We start from the raw sequence: 17,690 nt of genomic DNA, 5'->3' as shown, positions 1-17,690 counted from the left end.
ATGCTGCTTTCTCTGGAACCGCGCGGCCAGCAATCGCGCGCCATGTTGTGGTGTTCCCCTTTACTGGCTGCCGTCCTGACACTGGTCTGCGGCTCGCTGCTGTTCATCGGCCTGGGGCTCAACCCTTGGGTGACGCTGCACACCTTGCTGATCGCACCGGTCAGCGACTGGTATGGCCTGTCGGAATTGATGGTCAAAACCTTGCCGATTCTGCTCTGCGCGCTGGGCCTGGCGGTCGCGTATCAAGCGCGCATCTGGAACATCGGCGCGGAAGGCCAGTTGCTGCTCGGCGCGCTGGCAGGCAGTGCCGTGGCGGTGAATATCATCGAGATGGAAAGTCGCTGGGCCTTGGTCATGGTGCTGCTGGCCGGCACCCTGGCAGGCGCGGCCTGGGCGGGCGTGACCGCCTGGCTGCGCACGCACTTCAACGCCAATGAAATCCTCACCAGCATCATGCTCAACTACATCGCCCTCAACTTGTTGCTGTACTTCGTGCACGGGCCGCTCAAAGACCCGGCCGGCATGAACTTCCCGGAGTCCGCGACTTTTGGCGAGGCCAGCCGTCTGCCGCTGCTGATGGAAGATGGCCGCGCGCACATCGGCGTGTACTTCGCGCTGCTGGCACTGGTCGCAGTCTGGGTATTGCTGCAGCGCAGCTTTGTCGGTTTCCAGATCAAGGTGCTCGGGCTCGACAAGCGTGCTGCCGGTTTTGTCGGCTTTCGCGAGAAGCGACTGGTATGGCTGGCACTGTTGATCAGTGGCGCACTGGCCGGTCTGGCGGGCGTGTCGGAAGTGACCGGACCGATCGGCCAACTGGTGCCGCAGGTCTCGCCGGGTTACGGCTATGCCGCGATCACCGTGGCTTTTCTCGGACGCCTCAACCCCATTGGCATTCTGTTCTCCAGCCTGCTGATCGCCTTGCTGTACCTGGGTGGTGAAAGCGCACAAATGACCTTGAACCTGCCCTTGGCAATCACGCAATTATTTCAGGGGATGATGCTGTTCTTCCTGCTGGCCTGTGATGTGCTGATTCTCTATCGCCCACGTTTGAAACTGCACTGGGCCAAGCGCCAGATGACAGCCGTCACAGGAGCCGCATGATGGATATCGACCTGCTGAGCAACATTTTCTACGCCATGGTTCGCTGCGGAACCCCCTTGCTGCTGGTGGCGCTGGGCGAACTTATCTGCGAAAAAAGCGGCGTCATCAACCTGGGTCAGGAAGGCATGATGCTGTTTGGCGCAGTGATCGGTTTCATCGTCGCCCTGAGCACCGGCAACCTCTGGCTGGGTGTGCTGCTGGCGATGCTTGCAGGCATGCTGCTGTCGGCACTGTTTGCCCTGGTGGCACTGGTGTTCAACGCCAATCAGGTCGCGACCGGGCTGGCGCTGACCATCTTCGGTGTCGGCCTCTCCAGCTTCGTCGGCGCCGCCTGGGTCGGCAAGCCATTGAGCGGTTTCGAACCGGTGGCCATCCCGCTGCTGAGTGACATTCCGCTGATCGGCCGCATGCTGTTTGCCCAGGACCTGCTGGTCTACCTGTCCTTCGCCTTGTTCGCTTTGGTCGCCTGGGCGCTGCTGAAAAGCCGCGTCGGGCTGATCATTCAGGCCGTCGGCGAAAACCCTGACGCCGCCAGCGCCATGGGCTTGCCGGTGTTGCGTGTGCGCACGTTGGCCGTGCTGTTCGGCGGCGCAATGGCTGGGCTGGCCGGGGCCTACCTGTCGCTGGCCTACACACCGATGTGGGCAGAAAACATGAGCGCCGGACGCGGCTGGATAGCATTGGCGCTGGTGGTGTTCGCCAGCTGGCGCGTGTGGCGTCTGCTGCTCGGTGCCTATCTGTTCGGCCTCGCCAGCATCCTGCACCTGGTCGCGCAAGGCATCGGCCTGGCCATCCCGTCCAACCTGCTGGCGATGCTGCCCTACCTCGCCACCATCATCGTCCTCGTCCTGCTCTCCCGCGACGCCCTGCGCACCCGGCTGTATGCGCCGGTATCGCTGGGCCAGCCATGGCGGGCGGGTCATTGAGGAGCTAGCGGCGCAGATGCTTGACGCAGAGCGTCATGAACGGCATTCCCACGCTGGAGCGTGCGGAACGATAATCCCGACTATCGCGCCAATGCTCAGCGTCAGACATCTACCTTGAACGTTTCCGGCTCATGGAGATTCCAACACTGCATAGGCAGTAGTACGCTGCGGGGTCGAAACTTTCGAGAGGCCTTGCTGGCACTGCCATGGAGTCTGTCTCTCAATTTGCCAAGGAATCATTCATGACCACTACCAAGAAAACCGCCCTCATTATCGGTGCTTCGCGTGGCCTCGGGCTCGGGCTGGTACAGCGCCTGACCGAACAGGGCTGGCAGGTCACCGCCACGGTGCGTGATCCGCAGAACGCCGAAAACCTCAAAGCGGTGGAAGGCGTGCGCATCGAAGCGGTGGATCTGGACGAAACAGCCTCGCTTGAAGTGCTGGTCCAGAAGCTGCGTGGCGAGGTGTTCGACGTGCTGTTCGTCAATGCCGGGATTACCGGTGCGCAACACCAGAGCGCGGCAAAGTCGACCGCCGCCGAGCTTGGGCAGTTGTTCCTGACCAACGCTGTAGCGCCGATTCGTCTGGCCGAGCGCTTCGTTGAGCAAATCCGTCCCGGCACGGGCGTCCTGGCGTTCATGAGTTCGTGGCTGGGCAGCGTCACTTGCCCGGACGGCGCAAACCTTGCGCTGTACAAGGCCAGCAAGGCTGCACTCAATTCGATGACCAATACCTTTGTCACCGAGCTGGGCGAGAACCGTCCTACCGTGCTGTCGATGCATCCGGGTTGGGTGAAGACCGACATGGGCGGCGAAAATGCCGCCATCGACGTCATGACCAGCACCACCGGGCTTGTCGAACAGCTCAATGCCTACGCAGGCAAGGGCGGCCATCACTTCATCGACTACCAGGGCAAGACGATTGCCTGGTAATCGGCTGCTCGACTAGAATCGCCGTCCTTCGCTGGGGCGCACCTGACCCCGGCGACCCTGGATCAGCAGACAGGGCAACACTGAGCTGGCTAACCTGAACCTGTCTTTCAGAGGAGCCGGCCCATGCCTGCGATCCGTATCTGGTTGAAAAATCCCCTTGCCGTGTTCACTGCCAATGACCTGGACGCCCGTGGCGGTCTGGTGATCGAAGGCGGCATCATCACTGAAGTGCTGGCCGTCGGGCAGCTCCCGTCAAAGCCCTGCACACAAACATTCGATGCCCGCGAGCATGTGCTGCTGCCGGGGCTGATCAACACGCATCATCACTTCTACCAAACCCTCACGCGGGCCTGGGCACCAGTGGTCAATCAGCCGTTGTTCCCTTGGCTGAAAACCCTGTACCCGGTATGGGCGCGCCTGACGCCGGAGAAGCTCGCGGTCGCCAGCAAGGTGGCGCTGGCCGAGTTGCTGCTGTCCGGGTGCACAACCGCTGCTGACCACCACTATCTGTTTCCCGACGGGCTGGAACACGCCATCGATGTTCAGGTGCAAAGCGTTCGCGAGCTGGGTATGCGCGCAATGTTGACGCGTGGTTCGATGAGCCTTGGTGAAGCCGACGGAGGTTTGCCGCCACAGCAAACCGTGCAGCAGGGCGAGGTGATTCTGGCCGACAGTCAGCGCCTGATCGAGACCTATCACGAGCGCGGCGATGGTGCGCAGATCCAGATCGCGCTGGCACCCTGCTCGCCGTTTTCGGTCACGCCGCAGATCATGTCCGAGAGTGCGGCCATGGCCGAAAGACTCGACGTACGCCTGCACACGCATCTGGCTGAAACCCTCGACGAAGAGGACTTCTGCCTGCAACGCTTCGGCCTGCGCACCGTAGATTATCTGGACAGCGTCGGCTGGCTCGGCCCGCGCACCTGGCTGGCCCACGGCATTCATTTCAACCCCGACGAGATTGCCCGCCTCGGCGCTGCGGGCACCGGCGTCTGTCACTGCCCAAGCTCGAACATGCGCCTGGCTTCTGGCATCTGCCCGACGCTGGAGCTGATCGCTGCCGGCGCGCCGCTGGGACTCGGGGTCGATGGTTCGGCGTCCAACGATGCATCGAACATGATCCTCGAAACCCGCCAGGCGCTTTACCTGCAGCGCCTGCGCTACGGCGCCGAGAAAATCACCCCGCAACTTGTGCTGGGCTGGGCCACCAAGGGGTCAGCGCAATTACTGGGACGTACCGATATCGGTGAGCTGGCGGTGGGTAAACAGGCCGATCTGGCGCTGTTCAAGCTGGACGAACTGCGCTTTTCCGGCAGCCATGATCCGCTGTCAGCGCTGCTGCTGTGCGGCGCGGACCGTGCCGATCGGGTGATGATCGCAGGACAATGGCGAGTGATCGACGGCCAGGTCGAAGGCCTGGACATCAAGCAGTTGATTGCCGATCACAGCCAGGCCGCGCGGGAGTTGATTCAGGGCTGAGTGTGCGCAGCGATAATCTCAACTATCGTGCGACGCTCCGCGTCGGCATGCCGTTGAGGACGCTCTGCGTCTCTTGTGACGCAGAGCGTGGGAGCACTAAAGCCCTAGACACGACAGCATGATGAACGTCGCGAACAGCACGAAGTGGGTCATGCCTTCGATGGCGTTGGTTTCGCCGTCGTTGAGGTTGATGGCGGACACCAGCAGGGTGATGAAGATCATCACGGTCTGCACCGGCGTCATGGCCATCTGGAACGGCTGGCCGCTGTATAGCGCCATCGCTTCCATGACCGGAACCGTCAGAATCACGGTGGACAACGATGCGCCCAAAGCGATGTTGACCACCGACTGCATGCGGTTGGCGAGTGCCGCACGCAGAGCGGTCAGAATCTCCGGCGCTGCGGAAATAGCGGCCACCAGAATGGCGGTCATCACTGGCGGTGCACCCGTCCCTTCCAGACCCAGGTCGACCGTCTTGGACATCACTTCAGCGAGCGCACCGATCACCACCACGCCGGTGACCAGTGTGGCAATCGAGCGGGTCAGGTTGACCGGTTCTGCATGCTGCTCAGCCTGATCCGAGCCCTGGCGTTTTTTCTTTTCCGGGTAGCTGTAGCTGAAAAAGTAGCTGTGCGGGCCGACCTGCATGCGCAGGAACAGCGTGTAGAGCAGAATCATCGCGCCAATGGTGAACGCCGAATAGATCTTCCAGTCGCCTTTGGGGATGAACTCGGGCACCACCATCGACACTCCCATGGCGGTGAGGATCATCACGCTGTAGGTGCGCGCCGAGTCATCGTTATAGGACTGCTCGCCATGCTTGATGCCGCCCATCAGCGCCGCAAGGCCAAGGATGCCGTTGATGTCGAGCATGACCGCCGAGTAAATCGTGTCCCGCACCAGCGTCGGCGATGGCTCGTTGCTCATCATGATCGCCAGAATCACCACTTCGACCAGCACCGCCGAGAGCGTGAGGATCATCGTGCCGTAGGGATCACCGACCTTTTCCGCGAGCATCTCGGCGTGATGCGCGACGCGCATCGAGGCGCAGACGATGAAGCCGACCAGCGCCAACCCTGAAACCAGTGCGACGACCTGTCCGTTGCCCAGCAGCACATGCTCCAGCGGATAGGCGACAAACATGGCAATGATTGCCAGCAGTAGAAACTTTTCTTGCTTGAGCAAAGCGCCCATTACTTTCTCCAAACCCTTGCGACAGATCGCCGCGGATAGTCATGAACGTGTCTGTCATTGAAGCCGTTCAGAGTGCGGTGTGTGACAAAAGGTTTCAACAAATGACCCGAATGAGAACTGCACCCACACGTAAATGACTTTTGATCCCGTCGTCACGATGTGAAATAGTGCCCGCCGTTTTTTCAACAACAGCGCCCGCCGTTTTCTACGCGACCTCTCTGGCGCGTCTGTTTAGTACAAGGACCTTCGCCATGCGTGCTTTTCGACTTCCGCATCTGCTGGCTTGCGGCCTGCTGACCCTGATGGCCAGCGCAGCCCAGGCCGCGCCTATCGACATCGATGACGGTCAACACAAAGTCCACCTGCCCGACGCCCCCAAACGCGTTGTGGTGCTGGAGTTCTCGTTTCTCGACGGTCTGGCGTCAGTCGGCGTAACGCCCGTCGGTGCCGCGGACGATGGCGATGCCAACCGGGTACTGCCCAAAGTGCGCAAGGCCGTCGGCGAATGGCAGTCCGTGGGGCTGCGCTCGCAACCCAATATAGAAGTGATCGCGCGGCTCAAGCCGGACCTGATCATTGCCGACCTCGGCCGCCATCAGGCGCTTTACAACGATCTGGCCAGTCTGGCACCGACATTGATGCTGCCGTCGCGCGGCGAGGATTATCAGGGCAGTCTGAAATCTGCCGAGCTGATCGGCGTGGCGCTGGGCAAAGGCCCAGAGATGCAGGCGCGGATCGCGGAGAACCGCCAGCACCTGAAGACCGTCGCCGAGCAGATTCCGGCCAACACCAACGTGCTGTTCGGCGTCGCCCGCGAAGACAGCTTCTCGGTACATGGCCCGCACTCTTATGCGGGCAGCGTGTTGCAGGCGATCGGTCTGAAGGTCCCGGAAGTACGCAAAGACGCCGCGCCCACCGAATTCGTCAGCCTGGAGCAGTTGCTGGCATTGGACCCGAACTGGTTGCTGGTCGGTCATTATCGTCGCCCGAGCATCGTCGACAGCTGGAGCAAGCAGCCGCTGTGGCAGGTGCTTGGCGCAGTACGTAACAAGCAGGTGGCTGAAGTGGATGGCGACAGCTGGGCGCGCAATCGCGGGATCATGGCGTCCGAGCAGATCGCCGACGATGCGCTTGCCGTGCTCAAGGGCGGCAAGGCCGTGCTGAACCCGTAAATGCGTCGCTGGCTGATGGCAGGCGTGATCACCGCAACCTGCCTGGGACTGTTCTGGGTGTCGCTGTTCGCCCTGTCGTCGTTCAGCATTCGTCAGGTGGATGCCTGGAACGGACTGATCACGCAGGGTCGCGAGGGCGGCAACATCGCTTACATCGTTGCGCAACTGCGCGTGCCACGCGCCTTGTGCGCTGCGCTGGTCGGTGCCTGCCTCGGCGTGGCCGGGGCCTTGATGCAGGGCATCACGCGCAACCGTCTGGCCTCGCCCTCATTGTTTGGCGTTACGGCGGGCGCAGCGTTGGGGCTGGCGCTGTTTTCCACAGGCCTGGTCGCTCTGCCCTTCCCCGGTGGTGCCCTGCTGATGACCTGCCTCGGTGGTGCGCTGGCGTGGATCACCGTGTTCAGTCTTGGCGGTGCATGGTCACCCGCCACGGCTCAGGGCCGACTGGTGCTGGCGGGTGTAGCCGTCGCCGCGCTGTGCGCAGCCTTGACCCGTCTCACCGTAATTCTTGTCGAAGCGCAGGCGCAAAGTGTCCTCAACTGGCTGGCCGGATCGCTGGCCAATGTCGGCGCGGCGCAATTGCAGTTGCTCTGGCCGTGCACGCTGATCGGCGTGGTGCTGGCGATTGCCTGTGCGCCGCGCTTGAACCTGATCAACCTCGGCGAAGACGCTGCCCGTTCACTGGGCGTACGCATCGGTGCCTTGCGCCTGCTGGTGTTCGTGGTCAGCCTGCTGCTGGTCGGCGCCAGCGTCTGTGCGGTGGGGCCGATAGCGTTTGTCGGCCTGATCGCGCCGAACATTGCTCGCCAATGGCTGGGCAATGACTACCGCTGGTTGATCCCGATCAGCGCCGGACTGGGCGCGGCTATCGTGCTGGCTTCCGATCTGATCAGCCGCGCAGTGGCGTTCCCGGTGGAAACGCCGGCCGGCGTGGTCACTGCGTTGATTGGCGCGCCGTTCTTTCTGTTTCTGGCGAGGCGTGCGCTATGAACCAGCCCCGTCCAAGGCTGTTGTTGCTGATTTTGTTGCTGGCACTGGCCCTGCTGCTGAGCCTCAGCGCGGGCACCGTGTGGCTGACGCCCGGCGCAGTGCTTGATCATCTGATCGCCCACGACAGCAAGGACTTCGAGGTCTGGAATCACCGTCTGCCACGCGGTTTGATCGCAATCATGACCGGCTGCGCCTTCGGCCTGGCGGGCGCCATTGTTCAAGGCGTGATCCGCAACCCGCTGGCCTCGCCGGAAATTCTTGGCGTGACCCAGGGCGCAGGGCTGGCGTTGACCATCGCGATTATCGGCCTGCCGCAATTGCCGGTGTCCGCGCTGCCGTTTGTGGCGTGTCTGGGCGGTGCGGCGGGGGCATTGCTGCTGGCGTTGTACAACACCGGCGTGCAGTTTTCCGGGGTGCGTTTCGCGCTCTCCGGAGTGGCGATTGCGGTGACGCTGTCGAGCATCACCGAATTCCTGATTCTGTCCAACCCGCTGGATATCAATACCGCCCTGCTGGCCCTGACCGGCAGTTTGTGGAGCCGTAACTGGCACCATGTGTGGCTGGCCTCGCCGCTTCTGCTGTTGATCCCGCTCAGCTTGCTGCTGGCCAAACCGCTGAACCTGATCGGCCTGGGCGATGAAGCCGCACAAAGCCTGGGCACCGGCCTCAAACGTACGCGCTGGCTGGCGATGGGCAGTGCCGTGCTGTTGACCAGCCTGGGCGTGGGCATCATCGGACCGGTGAGTTTTGTCGGGCTGGTCGCGCCACACATGGCCCGCCGTCTGGTCGGTGGTCATCATCAATACCTGCTGCCCGCCTCCATGGTATTGGGCGCGTTATTGCTGGTGCTGGCCGATACGCTGGGGCGCACATTGATCGCCCCCAGCGAGATCCCCGCCGGTATTCTCACGGCGGTGATCGGCGCTCCGTATTTCCTCTGGCTGCTGGCCCGATTCAAAGGTTGATCCCATGAGTATTCTGAAGGCGCAGCAACTCGACATCGGCTACGGCGCAACGCGGATCGTGCAAGACCTGTCATTCAGCCCGCCGCCAGCCCAGGTCACCGCGCTGATCGGCCCCAACGGTTGCGGCAAATCCACACTGCTCAAGGCGTTTGCACGGATTCTCACCCCGCAATCGGGCAGCCTGAGTCTCGACGGCAAAGCCTACAGCCAGCTCTCCGCCAAAGAGCTGGCCCGCAAGGTGGCTTTTTTGCCGCAAGTGCTGCCCATTCCGGAAGGCGTCAGTGTGCGTCAACTGGTGGCTTACGGTCGCAGCCCGCACAACAGCATGTGGGGACGCTTGAGCGGCGCCGATCAGCACAGTGTCGAGCAGGCCCTGCAACGCATGGAATTGCAAACCCTGGCCGAACGGCCGTTGTCCGACCTTTCCGGCGGGCAGCGCCAGCGAGCGTGGCTGGCGATGATCCTCGCGCAGGACGCCGCCATCGTCCTGCTCGACGAGCCCACCACGTATCTGGACATCAGCCATCAGGTCGAACTGCTGGACCTGATGCGCGAACTCAGCGCCGAAGGCAAAACCGTGATTACCGTGCTGCACGACATCAATCAGGCCTGTCGCTATGCCGACCATCTGGCGGTCATGCAGGGTGGACGTCTGGTGACCTGCGGCGCGCCGGGCGAGGTGCTGACAGCCGAGCTGGTCTGCCAGGTGTTCGATGTGCAGGTGCAGATCATGCGCGAACCCGTGGCCGGTACGCCGATGTGCATCGTCGAGCGCAGCACGCGCTGCACCAGTTAGCGGCGTAGCCTGCCGCGTCTGCACCTTCCCGCTGCATGGTGAAACAGGCAGGCAAGCGGCAAAGCGCGCCAGCATCGTAAGTTGTCCTGTTGGTCAGTTATTTGCATTGTCGGGGTATGCACTCCAACAAGACCGCAAGGAGCTAGACCCGATGCACCTGACCAACCCACGTCGTCCTCTGAAAAAACTGCTGTGTGCCATGGCCGCCGTTGTCGGCATTGGCTCCAGCCTGCTCGCCTCGGCAGCCGATCCGCTGAAAGTCGGATTCGTCTACATCGGCCCCATCGGCGACCACGGCTGGACCTATCAGCATGAACAGGGCCGCCAGGCGATGGTCAAGGCGCTGGGTGACAAGGTCACCAGCAGCTACGTGGAAAACGTGCCGGAAGGCGCGGACGCCGAACGGGTTATCCGCAACATGGCCAAGGGCGGCTATGACCTGATCTTCAGTACCTCGTTCGGTTACATGAACCCGACTCTGAAAGTCGCCAAGCAATTCCCCAAAGTAAAATTCGAGCACGCGACCGGCTACAAGCAGGACAAGAACATGGGCACGTATCTGGCCCGCACCTATGAAGGTCGTTACGTGAGCGGTTACATCGCCGCGAAAATGACCAAGACCAAGAAAATCGGGTATGTCGCCTCATTCCCGATCCCTGAAGTGCTGCGTGACATCGACGCCATCCAGCTGGCGCTGAACAAATACAACCCGGGCACCGAGATCAAAGTGGTGTGGGTCAACTCCTGGTTCGATCCGGGCAAGGAAGCCGATGCTGCCAACGCACTCATCGATCAGGGCGTTGACGTGGTCTTCCAGCACACCGACAGCCCTGCGCCGATCCAGACCGCCGAGCGTCGTGGCGTGTATGCCGTCGGCTACGCTTCGGACATGGCGCACTTCGGGCCGAAAGCGGTACTGGCTTCCATCGTCAACAATTGGGGCCCGCATTACATTCAGGCCGCCGAAGGCGCAATCGCAGGCACCTGGAAACCACAGGATTACTGGGGCGGCCTGAAAGAGGGTACGGTCGAGTTGCCGATCAGCGACGTGGTACCTGCTGATGTGAAGGCTGAGGCGCAGAAGATCATCGCCAGCATCGAAAGCGGCGAATTCCATCCGTTCACCGGGCCGATCAAGGACCAGAACGGCACCGTGAAAATTGCTGACGGCGTGGTTGCAACCAACGCCGAGCTGGCGTCGATGAACTATTACGTTGAAGGGATCAAGGCCGAACTGCCTAAATAAACGCCTGGCGTCGCGTGTCCGCTTCGGCGGGCACGCTCATCGACAGCGAATACCACATGATTTCCAGGACCGTTAATGGACCAGCTTCCCGTCATCGACATAGCCCCGCTCTACGGCACCGACCTTGAAGCCTGGCAGGATGTCGCCCGGCAGATCGACAGTGCCTGTCGGCAATGGGGCTTCTTTTACATCAAGGGCCATCCGATCAGCGCGCAACGCATCGAGCAGGTGCAATCGGCAGCCAAAGACTTTTTCGCCCGTCCGGCAGCCGAAAAGCTCATCATCGACATCACGCAAAGCACCCATCATCGCGGCTATGGTGCCATCGCCACCGAGCAACTGGACCCCAGCCTGCCGAGCGACCTGAAGGAAACCTTCGACATGGGCCTGCATCTGGATGCCAGCCATCCCGACGTGCTGGCTGGCAAACCACTGCGCGGGCCCAATCGGCACCCGGACATTCCCGGTTGGGAAAGCCTGATGGAGCAGCATTACCTGGACATGCAGGCATTGGCGCAAACCCTGCTGCGCGCCATGACCCTGGCGCTGGGCATCGAACGCGATTTCTTCGATCAGCGCTTCAAGGACCCGGTCAGCGTGCTGCGCATGATTCATTACCCACCGCGTGATACGGCGACCTCTGCCGAGCAACAAGGCGCAGGCGCGCATACCGACTATGGCTGCATCACCCTGTTGTATCAGGACACGGCGGGCGGCTTGCAGGTGCGCGACGTGCGGGGCGAATGGATCGACGCACCGCCAATTGACGGCACGTTCGTGGTCAACCTCGGCGACATGATGGCGCGCTGGAGCAACGACCGTTATCTGTCCACGCCGCACCGGGTTATCAGCCCGCTTGGCGTCGACCGCTACTCGATGCCGTTTTTCGCCGAACCGCATCCCGACACGCGCATCGAATGTTTGCCCGGTTGCCAGAGCGAAAGCCAGCCCGCGCGCTATCCTGTCACCACCTGTGCCGAGTTTCTGCTGTCGCGCTTTGCTGATACCTATGCTTACCGCCGCGATCAGGAGGCAAGTTGAACGTTCGGTCAGGTTTTACCCTGCGCAGCGACGTGCATCTGTAGAATGCCCGCGATCTGCACCTGATGAGAAAAGAATATGTACGACTGGTTGAACGCACTGCCCAAGGCAGAACTGCACTTGCACCTCGAAGGCTCGCTGGAACCCGAGTTGCTGTTCGCCCTGGCAGAGCGCAACAAAATTGCCCTGCCGTGGAATGACGTCGAAACCCTGCGCAAGGCCTATGCCTTCAACAACCTGCAGGAATTCCTTGATCTGTATTACCGCGGTGCGGACGTTTTGCGCACAGAGCAGGACTTCTACGACCTGACCTGGGCTTACCTGCTGCGCTGCAAGGAACAGAACGTTATCCACACTGAACCGTTCTTCGATCCGCAAACCCACACTGACCGCGGCATCCCGTTTGAAGTGGTGCTGGCCGGGATTACCGGTGCGCTGAAAGACGGCAAGTCGAAGCTGGGTGTCGACAGCGGCCTGATCCTGAGTTTCCTGCGTCACCTGTCCCAGGAAGACGCCGAAAAAACCCTCGATCAGGCGCTGCCGTTCCGTGATGCGTTCGTCGCCGTGGGTCTCGACAGTTCCGAGATGGGCCACCCGCCGAGCAAGTTCCAGCGCGTATTTGATCGTGCCCGCAGCGAGGGCTTCCTGACCGTCGCCCACGCCGGGGAAGAAGGCCCGCCGGAATACATCTGGGAAGCACTGGACCTGCTGAAAATCCAGCGCATCGACCACGGTGTACGCGCCATCGAAGACGAACGACTGATGCAGCGCATCATCGACGAACAAATCCCGCTGACCGTCTGCCCGCTGTCCAACACCAAGCTCTGCGTGTTCGACGACATGGCCCAGCACAACATCCTCGACATGCTCGAGCGCGGCGTGAAAGTCACCGTCAACTCGGACGACCCGGCCTACTTCGGTGGCTACGTGACCGAGAACTTCCATGCGCTGTACACGCATCTGGGCATGACCGAAGATCAGGCAAAACGTCTGGCACAAAACAGCCTGGATGCACGCCTGGTCAAGCCCTAAAGAGGGGTTGAGCGAGTTACATCCATCGCTGCTCATGCTCTGCGTCGCAGAGGACGCAGAGCGTCCGGAACTGCATACCAACGCGGAGCATTGGCACGATAGTGGTGTGACAGGCGCATCCATCGTTCCTCGCGCTCCGCGTGGGAATGCCTTTCGCGACGCTCGGCGTCGCAAGAGGACGCGGAGCGTCCGGAACTGCATACCAACGCGGAGCATTGGCACGATAGTGGTGTGACAGGCGCATCCATCGTTCCTCACGCTCCGCGTGGGAATGCCTTTCGCGACGCTCGGCGTCGCAAGAGGACGCAGAGCGTCCGGAACTGCATGCCAACGCGGAGCGGTGGCACGATAGTGGCAGAGCGAGCCACACCTGTGGTTCCCGTCAGGCCGCCGCCGCGATCTTGCTGATTTCCCGCTGCCCACTGGAGGAGACCTGCAAGGTGCTGGGCTCGTCGGTGGTGCGCAGCCAGCCCATTTGGAAGAATAGCTGCAGCAGCCCTGCCCCCAGCGCGCCGCCAAGGTGCGGGTTGCGATCATTCCATTTCGGGCAGGCACATACCGTTTCACGCTTGCGCTGTGCCAGCGCCGGTATGTAAATACCCCGCTCGGCAAAACTGGCCACGCCCTTGCTCGTGACCTCGACGCGCTTCTCTTGCTGTTCTATCCAGCCCGCTTCCAGAAGGCGCTGATAAAGCTCAGCGGCCATTTCACCGCCCAGATGATCGGAGCAGATTCTTGCACGGCGCAGCGGCAGCGGCGGCATAGGCTGAGCAAACCTGCGGCTGATCTGCTCGGCGCTGGCCAGCGAAGCACAGGCCAGAGCTTCGACAGCGGCCCCCACTTCCGGAGCGGCGAGGCGAAAGAAACGCTTGCGACCCCGCGCCTCCTGTTTCAACAGACCGCCGCTGGTCAGACGCGCCAGGTGCGCGCCGGCAGAAGAGGTCGAGAGTCCCGCCAAAATCGCCAACTCATCGGCAGGACGAGCAGTACCATCCATCAGTGCCCAGATCATTGCGCTGCGCTTGGGGTCGGCCAGCAGTGTTGCGATCTGGCTGATGCAAGGTCCGTATTCCATGTGTTCACTCCCTGTTGAAACATTCATCTATCGTGATGACTGGGTGAAAGCAATCACGCCTCGGTAGAGTTGAACGTGGTTCTTATATGAAATGACAAGTATAAACTCTATGCCCTTCGGCCCCAGTGGGCGAAAAACGATTCGTACAAACTGTTGTTGTACAACATCTCGAAAAATCGAACGTTTCTTTCTCGCCCCATCGGCAGGAAGATCTTCCTGCCTTAACGGCGAACCCCCTCTAGCAAAGGGGTTTCAACCATCACTTCAAAAAGACATTGAAAAAACAAGCGTAATACCCATGACAAAAACGCCAAAACCACTCAACAACAGTCAGTTTCAACTTCGCCTGAGAGTTGAAACTTTGCACCGTTGAAACACTTTAAAATATTATATTTTCCGACACTTCCGAAGGCTATTTCCTACCCGGACGTGGCTATTAAAACAAACCAACGGGTGACGGACCTACAGCCTGTTGCTTACAACGTGACCTGAGCATTTCCAGCAACAGAATGACCGGCTTGCTGAGCTGCGCCCGGTGCGCGCATAACAGGTTCAGCGGCGCTCGCTCGCCGATCAAATCTGGCATCAATACTTTCAGGTGCCCGGCCCGTACATCTGCGGCGACGTCCAGCCAGGATTTGTACGCCACACCTTCGCCCGCTACTGCCCAGCGGCGCACTACATCTGCGTCGTCACTGAACCGGTTGCCGCTGACCGTCAGGCTGATTTCGCGCTTGCCGTCATTCAGCGTCCAGCGGTCATGCACGCGGTCCCCGAGCATGAACAACAGGCAATTATGCTGCGCCAGTTGCTCAACCTGCTGCGGTTCGCCATGACGTTGCAGATAACTCGGCGCGGCACACAACACCCGCCGGTTGTCAGGCAACACCGGCAATGCGACCAGGCTTGAATCCTCCGGCTCGCCGTAACGCAGCGCCACATCGACCGGCTGGCGGAACAGGTCGGCAATACGATCACCCAACAATAGGCGCACGGTCAGTTGCGGGTGTTGCTGCTGAAATTCGTCGAGCCAGGGCAACAGCACGTTACGTCCCAGATCCGACGGTGCCGAGAGTTGCAACACGCCCTCACAACGGTCCTGGCTGCTGGCCAGCAGTCGCCGCCCCTCTTCCAGACTGCCCAGTGCGGCGCGGGCATACTCCAGAAACCCCTCGCCTTCGGCGGTCAGACGCAGGCTACGGGTCGAACGTGCCAGCAAGCGCGCACCCAATTGCCGTTCAATGCGTTTGAGCGCCGCGCTGGCAACCGCCGCAGACATGTCCATCACCCGCGCCGCAGCAGAAAGACTGCCCAGGTCCGCTGCACGGACGAACAACTGCAAGTCGTCAAAACGCAACATCAATGCCTCGTATTATCAAAATAAAATTGAAAGAGCCTGCCGTTTTAGCGGGTTTTATCTTTACTGGAAATAGCCAATGATCTCTTCATCATTTTTCCTGAAGAGGCCCGTCATGAAAGCAATCGCGTATTACCACTCGCTGCCGATCAGCGAAGCACTGTCATTGCAGGACATCGAACTGCCTGAACCGGTGGCTGGCGCTCGTGATCTGCTGGTCGAGGTCAAGGCCATCTCCGTCAACCCGGTGGACACCAAAATCCGCCAGAACGTCCAGCCCGAGGACGGCGCTCCGAAGGTACTGGGCTGGGATGTGGCAGGCGTCGTGAAAGCGGTGGGTAGCCAGGTCACGCTGTTCAAGCCGGGTGACAAAGTGTTCTATGCCGGCTCCCTGACCCGGCCGGGTGGCAACAGCGAACTGCATGTGGTCGACGAGCGTATTGTCGGGCATATGCCGAAAACCCTGAGCTTTGCCCATGCGGCGGCGTTGCCGTTGACGGCGATCACTGCCTGGGAGCTGTTGTTCGAGCGCCTGCAGATCGCTCAGCAAAAAGGCGAAGGCTCGCACAGCCTGCTGATCGTCGGTGCAGCGGGCGGTGTAGGTTCGATCCTTACCCAGTTGGCACGTCAGCTGACTTCCCTGAAAGTCATCGGCACCGCTTCCCGGCCCGAGACCGAAAGCTGGGTACGCGAACTGGGCGCACACGAGGTGCTGGACCACAGCAAACCGTTGAGCGAAGAACTGAAACGCGTCGGCCTGAATCAGGTGACCCATGTGGCCAGCCTGACCCAGACCGAACAGCATCTGGACCAGCTGGTCGAAGCGCTCAAGCCACAAGGCAAACTGGCGCTGATCGACGATCCCAAGTCACTGGATGTGTCGAAGCTCAAGCGCAAGAGCCTGTCGCTGCACTGGGAGTTCATGTACACGCGGTCGATGTTTGAAACCGAGGACATGATCGAACAGCACAACCTGCTCAACCGGGTAGCCGAGCTGATCGACGCCGGAACGCTGAAAACCACTTTTGGTGAGCACTTTGGCAGCATCAACGCAGAGAATCTGCGCCGCGCTCATGCTCTGCTGGAAAGTGGCAAGGCCAAGGGCAAGGTCGTACTGGAAGGGTTCTGAACGCGATACGGTTGTGTCAGCGCATAGCGTGACTGACACAACCATTGCGCCGAATCAGACCGGCTTCGCCTGCGCATCCCGCGTGCCTTGCGCACGGCGTGTCAGTACCGAAAGGCCGACCGTCAGCACACCGCACAGGCTGATAACCAGCGCCATGGGTGTGGCCGTGCCGTCATGCAACAAGCCCACCAGGCTGGCGGCGATGGCGGCAACACTGAATTGCAGACAACCCAGCAGCGCCGAGGCACTGCCCGCACGCGCCCACTGGCCGCTCATGGCGCAGGCTGACGCATTGGGGATGATGCACCCAAGGCTTGCCACGCAAATGAACAATGGCACCAGCAGCGGCCAAAGCGCTTCGGTGCGCAGCAAGCTGATCGCCAGCAACACCAGCGCCGCGGTCAGATAGATCCAGACCGTGCGTGACAGCAAAAATGCCGGCCCCGTCTTGCGCAGCAGACGCGCATTGATCTGCGCGACCAGAATGAAACCCGCCGCGTTCATCCCGAACAGCCAGCCGTAATGCTCGGCTGGTACGCCGTACAGCTTGATGAACACGAACGGCGACCCGGCGACGTAAGCGAACATTCCGGCCATGGCAATGCCGCCCGTCAGGGCATGGCCGATGAAGACGCGGTCCTGCAGCAGGTTGACGTATTGGCGAAATGCGCCACTCAACGGCTGACGAGGCGTGCTGGCGGGCATGCTTTCCGGCAGCCCCAGTGCAACCGCCGCCAGGCAGGCACCACTGAAAAGCGCCAGGCTGACAAAGATCGATTGCCAGCCAAAGGTGCTGACCAGTACTCCGCCAAGCATGGGTGCCAGAATCGGTGCCAGCCCCATGACCAGCATCAGTTGCGAAAAGACCTTGGCCGACTCGACGGCATTGCACTTGTCACTGACGATTGCCCGCGACAATACCATCCCGGCACAGCCGCCCAACGCCTGAACGAAGCGCGCACCAATCAGCCATTCAAGGCTAGGCGCAAAGGCGCAGGCTATCGAGGCGAGCATGAACAAGGTAACGCCGAACAGCAGCGGAATGCGCCGGCCGAATCGGTCAGCCATCGGACCATAGGCCAGTTGTCCCAGGGAAAGCCCGAGAAAGTAAGCTGCGAGGGTCAACTGAATATGTTTTTCGTCGGTCCCGAAATACGAGGCCATGGCCGGAAAGCCAGGAAGATAGAAGTCGATGGCCAGAGGGCCGAAGGCACTCAATGAGCCAAGGATAAGGATTGTGCGTAGATTCATCGGG

Annotated in this window: 16 protein-coding genes; 12 read left to right on the top strand and 4 right to left on the bottom strand. The window is 61.0% G+C overall.

Annotated features, from left to right (window positions below):
• The 4 genes from KP808_RS03340 to KP808_RS03325 all read left to right on the top strand — a co-directional run bounded on the left by KP808_RS03340 (position 1) and on the right by KP808_RS03325 (position 4,438).
• On the top strand, positions 1 to 1,101 hold the full coding sequence (locus KP808_RS03340) for an ABC transporter permease (protein WP_230017433.1): 1,101 nt from the start codon (positions 1 to 3) through the stop codon (positions 1,099 to 1,101).
• Positions 1,101 to 2,027: an ABC transporter permease gene (locus tag KP808_RS03335; protein WP_230018792.1), complete on the top strand. Its 927-nt coding sequence runs from the start codon at positions 1,101 to 1,103 to the stop codon at positions 2,025 to 2,027. Before KP808_RS03340 ends, KP808_RS03335 begins: the two co-directional genes overlap by 1 nt.
• Positions 2,028 to 2,269: 242 nt before the next feature.
• Positions 2,270 to 2,959, top strand: coding sequence for an SDR family oxidoreductase (locus KP808_RS03330; RefSeq protein ID WP_054076616.1), 690 nt, complete (start codon positions 2,270 to 2,272; stop codon positions 2,957 to 2,959).
• A 123-nt stretch (positions 2,960 to 3,082) separates the two neighbouring features.
• Positions 3,083 to 4,438: an 8-oxoguanine deaminase gene (locus KP808_RS03325; RefSeq protein ID WP_230017432.1), complete on the top strand. Its 1,356-nt coding sequence runs from the start codon at positions 3,083 to 3,085 to the stop codon at positions 4,436 to 4,438.
• A gap of 96 nt (positions 4,439 to 4,534) precedes the next feature.
• Here the strand turns inward: KP808_RS03325 and KP808_RS03320 are convergent, their stop codons facing one another.
• On the bottom strand, positions 4,535 to 5,632 hold the full coding sequence (locus KP808_RS03320; protein WP_057402426.1) for a calcium:proton antiporter: 1,098 nt from the start codon (positions 5,630 to 5,632) through the stop codon (positions 4,535 to 4,537).
• Positions 5,633 to 5,883: 251 nt separating this feature from the next.
• Here KP808_RS03320 and KP808_RS03315 point away from each other — a divergent pair, with 251 nt between their 5' ends.
• The 7 genes from KP808_RS03315 to KP808_RS03285 all read left to right on the top strand — a co-directional run bounded on the left by KP808_RS03315 (position 5,884) and on the right by KP808_RS03285 (position 12,874).
• A complete protein-coding gene (locus KP808_RS03315; RefSeq protein WP_230017431.1) occupies positions 5,884 to 6,804 on the top strand; it encodes a Fe(3+) dicitrate ABC transporter substrate-binding protein FecB in 921 nt (306 codons plus the stop codon).
• On the top strand, positions 6,805 to 7,794 hold the full coding sequence (gene fecC, locus KP808_RS03310; protein ID WP_044309511.1) for an iron-dicitrate ABC transporter permease FecC: 990 nt from the start codon (positions 6,805 to 6,807) through the stop codon (positions 7,792 to 7,794).
• Complete coding sequence (locus KP808_RS03305; protein WP_230017430.1) at positions 7,791 to 8,759, top strand: FecCD family ABC transporter permease; 969 nt, start codon at positions 7,791 to 7,793, stop codon at positions 8,757 to 8,759. Before fecC ends, KP808_RS03305 begins: the two co-directional genes overlap by 4 nt.
• Positions 8,760 to 8,763: 4 nt before the next feature.
• Entirely contained in the window at positions 8,764 to 9,555 is a 792-nt protein-coding gene (gene fecE, locus KP808_RS03300; protein WP_058407828.1) for a Fe(3+) dicitrate ABC transporter ATP-binding protein FecE, read from the top strand.
• A gap of 151 nt (positions 9,556 to 9,706) precedes the next feature.
• Entirely contained in the window at positions 9,707 to 10,801 is a 1,095-nt protein-coding gene (locus KP808_RS03295; protein WP_002555522.1) for a BMP family ABC transporter substrate-binding protein, read from the top strand.
• 75 nt (positions 10,802 to 10,876) lie between these two features.
• Positions 10,877 to 11,842: a 2-oxoglutarate and iron-dependent oxygenase domain-containing protein gene (locus KP808_RS03290; RefSeq protein WP_122258570.1), complete on the top strand. Its 966-nt coding sequence runs from the start codon at positions 10,877 to 10,879 to the stop codon at positions 11,840 to 11,842.
• A gap of 78 nt (positions 11,843 to 11,920) precedes the next feature.
• Positions 11,921 to 12,874, top strand: a complete 954-nt coding sequence (locus KP808_RS03285) for an adenosine deaminase (RefSeq protein WP_058400856.1) — start codon at positions 11,921 to 11,923, stop codon at positions 12,872 to 12,874.
• Positions 12,875 to 13,256: 382 nt separating this feature from the next.
• Here the strand turns inward: KP808_RS03285 and KP808_RS03280 are convergent, their stop codons facing one another.
• Positions 13,257 to 13,949, bottom strand: a complete 693-nt coding sequence (locus KP808_RS03280) for an ArsR/SmtB family transcription factor (protein WP_011169654.1) — start codon at positions 13,947 to 13,949, stop codon at positions 13,257 to 13,259.
• A 436-nt stretch (positions 13,950 to 14,385) separates the two neighbouring features.
• Positions 14,386 to 15,309, bottom strand: a complete 924-nt coding sequence (locus KP808_RS03275) for a LysR family transcriptional regulator (RefSeq protein WP_002555526.1) — start codon at positions 15,307 to 15,309, stop codon at positions 14,386 to 14,388.
• A 112-nt stretch (positions 15,310 to 15,421) separates the two neighbouring features.
• On the opposite strand from KP808_RS03275, the gene KP808_RS03270 reads away from it, so the two are divergent.
• Positions 15,422 to 16,435: a zinc-binding alcohol dehydrogenase family protein gene (locus KP808_RS03270; protein WP_058407830.1), complete on the top strand. Its 1,014-nt coding sequence runs from the start codon at positions 15,422 to 15,424 to the stop codon at positions 16,433 to 16,435.
• 54 nt (positions 16,436 to 16,489) lie between these two features.
• On the opposite strand, the gene KP808_RS03265 is transcribed toward KP808_RS03270, so the two are convergent.
• Positions 16,490 to 17,686: a multidrug effflux MFS transporter gene (locus tag KP808_RS03265; protein ID WP_219170881.1), complete on the bottom strand. Its 1,197-nt coding sequence runs from the start codon at positions 17,684 to 17,686 to the stop codon at positions 16,490 to 16,492.
• Positions 17,687 to 17,690 lie beyond the last annotated feature (4 nt).

The sequence above is a fragment of the Pseudomonas savastanoi genome, from assembly GCF_020917325.1.
In the GTDB taxonomy this organism is placed as follows: Bacteria; Pseudomonadota; Gammaproteobacteria; order Pseudomonadales; family Pseudomonadaceae; genus Aquipseudomonas; species Aquipseudomonas amygdali.
This window is presented reverse-complemented; position numbering and strand designations above follow the sequence as displayed.